Source organism: Streptomyces canus, from assembly GCF_001514145.1.
Taxonomy (GTDB): domain Bacteria; phylum Actinomycetota; class Actinomycetes; order Streptomycetales; family Streptomycetaceae; genus Streptomyces; species Streptomyces canus.
Genome location: NZ_KQ948709.1, coordinates 1 through 4,718, shown reverse-complemented (window position 1 = coordinate 4,718; position 4,718 = coordinate 1). Strand labels below are relative to the sequence as shown.

6 protein-coding genes are annotated in these 4,718 nt (G+C 70.2%); 2 read left to right on the top strand and 4 right to left on the bottom strand.

Features of this window, described 5'->3' with window-relative positions; genetic code table 11:
- From AQJ46_RS56850 to AQJ46_RS51115, 3 genes are all read right to left on the bottom strand, one after another.
- A partial coding sequence (locus tag AQJ46_RS56850; RefSeq protein ID WP_208617146.1) for a DUF6192 family protein occupies positions 1–274 on the bottom strand: 274 nt, incomplete at its 3' end.
- Positions 267–749, bottom strand: a complete 483-nt coding sequence (locus tag AQJ46_RS56845) for a transposase (protein ID WP_208617145.1) — start codon at positions 747–749, stop codon at positions 267–269. The genes AQJ46_RS56850 and AQJ46_RS56845, both read right to left, overlap by 8 nt.
- Complete coding sequence (locus AQJ46_RS51115; RefSeq protein ID WP_059212205.1) at positions 721–2,001, bottom strand: ISL3 family transposase; 1,281 nt, start codon at positions 1,999–2,001, stop codon at positions 721–723. The genes AQJ46_RS56845 and AQJ46_RS51115 overlap by 29 nt, the downstream gene beginning before the upstream one ends.
- Positions 2,002–2,341: 340 nt before the next feature.
- Here AQJ46_RS51115 and AQJ46_RS51110 point away from each other — a divergent pair, with 340 nt between their 5' ends.
- Together AQJ46_RS51110 and AQJ46_RS51105 are read left to right on the top strand one after the other, a co-directional pair.
- Positions 2,342–2,962 carry an RNA polymerase sigma factor gene (locus AQJ46_RS51110; protein ID WP_225887684.1) on the top strand — a complete coding sequence of 207 codons (621 nt, stop codon included), beginning with the start codon at positions 2,342–2,344 and terminating at the stop codon, positions 2,960–2,962.
- On the top strand, positions 2,959–3,918 hold the full coding sequence (locus AQJ46_RS51105; RefSeq protein ID WP_059212204.1) for a hypothetical protein: 960 nt from the start codon (positions 2,959–2,961) through the stop codon (positions 3,916–3,918). The genes AQJ46_RS51110 and AQJ46_RS51105 overlap by 4 nt, the downstream gene beginning before the upstream one ends.
- A gap of 252 nt (positions 3,919–4,170) precedes the next feature.
- Here AQJ46_RS51105 and AQJ46_RS59400 read toward each other — a convergent pair whose 3' ends face one another.
- Complete coding sequence (locus AQJ46_RS59400) at positions 4,171–4,380, bottom strand: hypothetical protein (RefSeq protein ID WP_404828546.1); 210 nt, start codon at positions 4,378–4,380, stop codon at positions 4,171–4,173.
- Positions 4,381–4,718 lie beyond the last annotated feature (338 nt).

Here is a 4,718-nt window from a genome sequence, read left to right as displayed (position 1 = left end):
TGCGCCACCCCAGTCCGAGTCCGGCCGTCACCCAAAAGTGCGTAACAGCGCTCGGACCCTCCCCCGACTCCATCGGCCTGACATCGCCCGGCAACCGCACATAGCCGTGCGGGGCTCTCCCCTTGCGCATCCACCCGCCACTGGAGGAGACCGACGTGACCATCGCCCTTGAGCACAACAGCTGGACCCACTGCTCATCCAGGGTGAACTCGCCGTTGTCGAGCGCCCCTTCGAGCCGGTCCGCTGCCGCGCGGACCCGTCCGATCTCACGCATCACGGTCTCTCGCTCGTCGGTGAACTCCTGCCCCGCGCATCTGCGGGACCAGGCGGCCGAGCGTGGCGACGTGATGAGAATTCGCGAAATTGGGTCTGGTCGGAATTTCGTGACGGTCACGATCGCAGCAGGACACGGGTGCGAAGGAGCCGGAAGGAGCCTCGGCCGTACATCTGCCGCTTGATCGTCTTAAACGGTTGACGTGTCCCTCGACGACTCCGGAGCTGTAGTCGAGAGTCATGCCGGCGAGGACGGCGTCCCAGTCCTGGCGGAGGAATCCGGCGAAGCCCCGCACGGGCCCGGGCCCGGTGGTCTCGGCCTCGCGGACCCAGGTGGCCAGGAGATGTCCTCGCCGGTCGCGGACTAGGCCGGTGAAGACGCGGGCCAGGTCGCAGGCGGTGGCGATGTCCGGGCAGGCGATGCGCACCTCGTCGAGCTGGTCTTCCTCACGGCTGAGCCCGTCGCGCGGTCTCATGATCCATGAGGTGATCTTGCGCGGTGTGGGGATGGGACGGGGAGGCTCGGCCGCGGCGGTGCCGCCGCGCATGGAGCGGGATGTAGAGGCGGACGGCCTGATGGTTGCCGCGGTAGCCGTGCTCGTGGATCTCGCGGTAGAGCTGGGCGGCGTTGGTGCAGCCGTCGGTGAACCGCTGCTGGATGTAGGGGCGGTAGGGGTCGAGTTGGCGGGGGCGGCGGTCGCGGGCCGAGGCGATCAGCACGTCGAGATCGGTGGTCAGGTAGCGGCGGACGGTCTTACGGTCCAGTCCGAATCGGCGGGCGATGGCGCTGATCGTCCACGTCGCCTCCCGTAATCGGTGGATTTCCGCATGCCGGTCCGTCACCCGCTGCATGAGCGGGGTGGCGGGGATGTTGTCGAGTGGCGGCGCCAGCGGCAGCAGTGCCGTTGGCGGTGCGGTCGCCGACGGGGGTGCGTCCACGTCGTCCAGGGCGTATTTGTGCAGGCAGGCGCGGTGTTGGTGGCAGGTCCTCTCGATCGCGGCCGACAGATTCTGAAGCATGTGCCAGCGGTCGGCCACCTCGGTCGCGTCCGGTGCCGCCTCCTTGATCGCACGGCTGTAACCGCTGTCGCGGTCCCGGCAGACGATCTCGGCGCCGGGGTGTGCGGTGAGCCAGGCGGCGAGCGTCTCGCTGGTGCGGTCGGCCAGCAGGTCGATGGGGGTGGAGGTCTCGACGTCGAGCAGGATGGTCCCGTAGGTGCGCGAGCGGCGAAAAGCGAAGTCGTCGACACCCAGCACCCGCGGGCTGTGGGCCGGAACGTCGGGCGCGTGCAGCTGGCCGAGCAGCCGGGCCCGGCCGGTGGGCACGGCCAGCGAGCGGCACAGCCGCATACCCGGTCGGCCGCCTGCTGTGAGCGCGACAGACCGCCACAGCGTCTTCACGCCGGGCCCGGCACGGGCATAACGCGTGGTCAGACCCTCGACCTTCTCGACGAACGTGCGCCGCCCGCAATCGGGTGCGTCGCAGAAGAACCGCCGGACCTCCAACTTCACCACCACGCGGCGCCCGCCGACTGGGTACTCGGCGAGCCGCCGCCCGTACCGGCTGTGCACCCGATGTGAGGCGGTTGCGCAGTCCGGGCACCTCAACTCAGGTACGGCGCTGTGGGCTTCGGCCACAACCACCCCGCCCACCTCGGTCAACCGGTCCAGCACCATCCCCACGGAGTTCGGGAACAGTACGTCCTTCAGCACGAACAGATCCCCCATGAGCAGGGCATTCCCGCCGTCAAACGTGAGTTGGCCTCATCAAAGGTGGACCGCCGCTATCGGTATGCCGTCTGTCGGCACCACGTGGCGGAGGTGTCGCGCCCAGACTGCGGGTTCAGAGCGCCTGCACGGGGCATCGCCGTCGGCGGCAAGCCGCGCCATCCGTCATTCGCCGGCTCCATCGACAACGGCTGAGCAATGATGCACGCGTTCGAGCCGCGCCAACAAGGACGAGGCCACTCCAACGGGGAGCCACTCTGGCAAGGGGTGCGAACGGATCCGCAACTTGATGACAAGTACAGGGTGAGACCGTCGTCCGGCGGTCGGAGACGGAGATTCCGTGAAACCGGATACCCGGGAACACGAGGAGCGCAACGACGGCGCCCCCAACCGTGACGGCGACAGCGACGCCCAGCTGACACGGTCGGCGGCGGGGGACACGGCGGCGTTCACCCCGCTGGTCGAGGCGTACTCGCCCGCCCTGCACGGCTACTTCGCCCGGCGCATGCCCGGCGCGGCGGACGATCTGCTGGCCGAGGCGTGGTTGCAGGCGTTCGCCGCGCGGCGCACGTTCGACCCCTCGCGCGGCTCGGCGCGGGGCTGGCTGTTCGGGGTGGCCCGCAACGTACTGGCCCAACACCTGCGGCGGGCGGGGCGGCAGGAGGCCGTACCGGGAGCGGAGATCACCGATCCCTGGCAGGCGGTGGACCAGCGGCTCGACGCGGCCGCGCTGGCCCCCGCGCTGCGCCGGGCGCTGGCCGAACTGCCCGTCGAGGAGCGGGAGATGCTGCTGCTTGTCAGCTGGGAGCAGCTCACCCCCGCCGAGGCGGCCGCCGCCGTGGGCATCCCGGCGGGCACCGCCCGCTCGCGGCTGCACCGGGCACGGGGTCGGCTGCGCGACCGGCTCGCAGCAACACGCCCGGCCGGACGGCACCTGAGCGTGACGGGAGACGTGGCATGAGTACGTACGACGTGGAGAGGACCGGCATGAGTACGCAGGACGTGGAGGAGACCGGCATGACCGAGCGGGCGGTGTTGCTGGACTTCCCCGGCGCCGATGAACTGGTGGCCGCAGGGCGGGTCGAGCCGCCGTCGGCACAGGCGCTGGCCAGGGCGCTGGCGGGGATCGAAGCGGCGGTGGCCGCGCAGGAGGCCGGGCACGCCGCCGGGCGCAAGAAGGGCGCGGTGGTGACCGCACCGCTGCGGGGAATGTCCGGGCGCCGCCGGGCCCTCGTCGGCCTGTTCACCGCCGCCGCGGTCGCGGCCGGTGTGGTGACGTACGCGAACACCGGTGGGACACCCACGGGCACGCGGAGCGAGGCGCGCGCGGACACCGCGTCCGTCTTCCTCAACGACATCTCCACGGTGGCCGCCACCCAGTCGGCCTCCTCGGGGAAGTACTGGAAGATGCATCTGACGGTTGGCGACTCGTACCTCTCACAGTCCATGGACTTCTACGTCATCAACGACGGCAAGGCCTACAAGAAGGGGCGCCAGCCCGACTGGCAGTTCGGGCCGAAGGACCTCGACTGGAAGGGCCTGGACCAGCTGACCACGGACCCGGCGAAGCTGCTCCAGCTGCTCCAGACTCCGCCGAGGCCCAAGAGCATCTCCCCCTTCGACCAGGCGGTCACCCTGCTCGGCGGGTCCCCGGCGAGCCCGAAACTGCGGGCAGGGCTGTTCAAGGCGATGGCGGGGCTGAAGGGCGTCAAAGTCGTCGGGACCGTCAAGGACAGCACCGGGCGCGGCGGAACCGCCCTGGAGTTCGCGGAGGCCAAGAGCGTCGGCCGGGTGATCGTCGACCCGAAGACGAGCTCCATTCTGGAGTACACCTTCACGTGGACGGCGGGAGCCAGCAAGGGCAAGGTCACCCACCAGACGTACCTGTCGGTGGGCTTCACGGACAAGATCGGCTGACACCGGACTGGCGCGGAGGTCCTCGAACGACCGAGGGCGCCTGGGGGCGTACAGCGCCCCCAGGCGCCCTCGGTCAGTTGTTCCTGCTCCTGACGGCAGCGGCGTGCATGGTCGTCACGCTGAGGACGGCCCCCAAGCCCCGCCCGGAACACGCGATCGTGACCGTCACGAAATTCCGACCAGACCCAATTTCGCGAATTCTCATCAAGCGCCCCTTCGAGCCGGTCCGCTGCCGCGCGGACCCGCCCGATCTCACGCATCACGGTCTCTCTCGTCGGTGAACTCCTGCCCCGCGCATCTGCGGGACCAGGCGGCCGAGCGTGGCGACGCAGCCATGTCAGAAGCCAACGGTATGTTCGCTCGCGCGGACGGCCGGGGTGCGCTCCCGGATCCACTCCGGGCCTGGGCGGAGTTGTCGAACTGCGCGCGGTTGACGAACGTCGAGGTGGTGTCGTCCCGCATGGCCGTCCGGGTGACGGCCGGGCGGCGCGGCAGTCGGTGGTCACCTGCTCGGTGGCCGCCAGCCGCTGAAGCAGGTCGGTGGCGACCTGGGCGGCGACATCGTCGCCCCTGGGTCGGGCGACGGCCTGGGCCTTCTCATCCACCGGGACCGGCGGTCCACTCGCAGGCCGACGAGCCGCTTCGCCCCATCCGGCGTCCGCCGTCTCGCCCCGTGCGCAAACTGCTGACGCGCCCTCGATCGCCGCCCACCGCTCGTGCTGGCGAAACCGTTCCGAGAGCCATTCGAGACCGTGGCACCATCTACCGCTTGACTTCCTCCCGCGCCTAAAGGCGGGGGA

What these genes read in the sequence shown, in the direction of transcription:
- AQJ46_RS59400 (WP_404828546.1), bottom strand. Translation starts at nt 4,380, where the DNA reads ATGCGGGACGACACCACCTCGACGTTCGTCAACCGCGCGCAGTTCGAC.
- AQJ46_RS51105 (WP_059212204.1), top strand. Translation starts at nt 2,959, where the DNA reads ATGAGTACGTACGACGTGGAGAGGACCGGCATGAGTACGCAGGACGTG.
- AQJ46_RS56845 (WP_208617145.1), bottom strand. Translation starts at nt 749, where the DNA reads ATGAGACCGCGCGACGGGCTCAGCCGTGAGGAAGACCAGCTCGACGAG.
- AQJ46_RS51115 (WP_059212205.1), bottom strand. Translation starts at nt 2,001, where the DNA reads ATGGGGGATCTGTTCGTGCTGAAGGACGTACTGTTCCCGAACTCCGTG.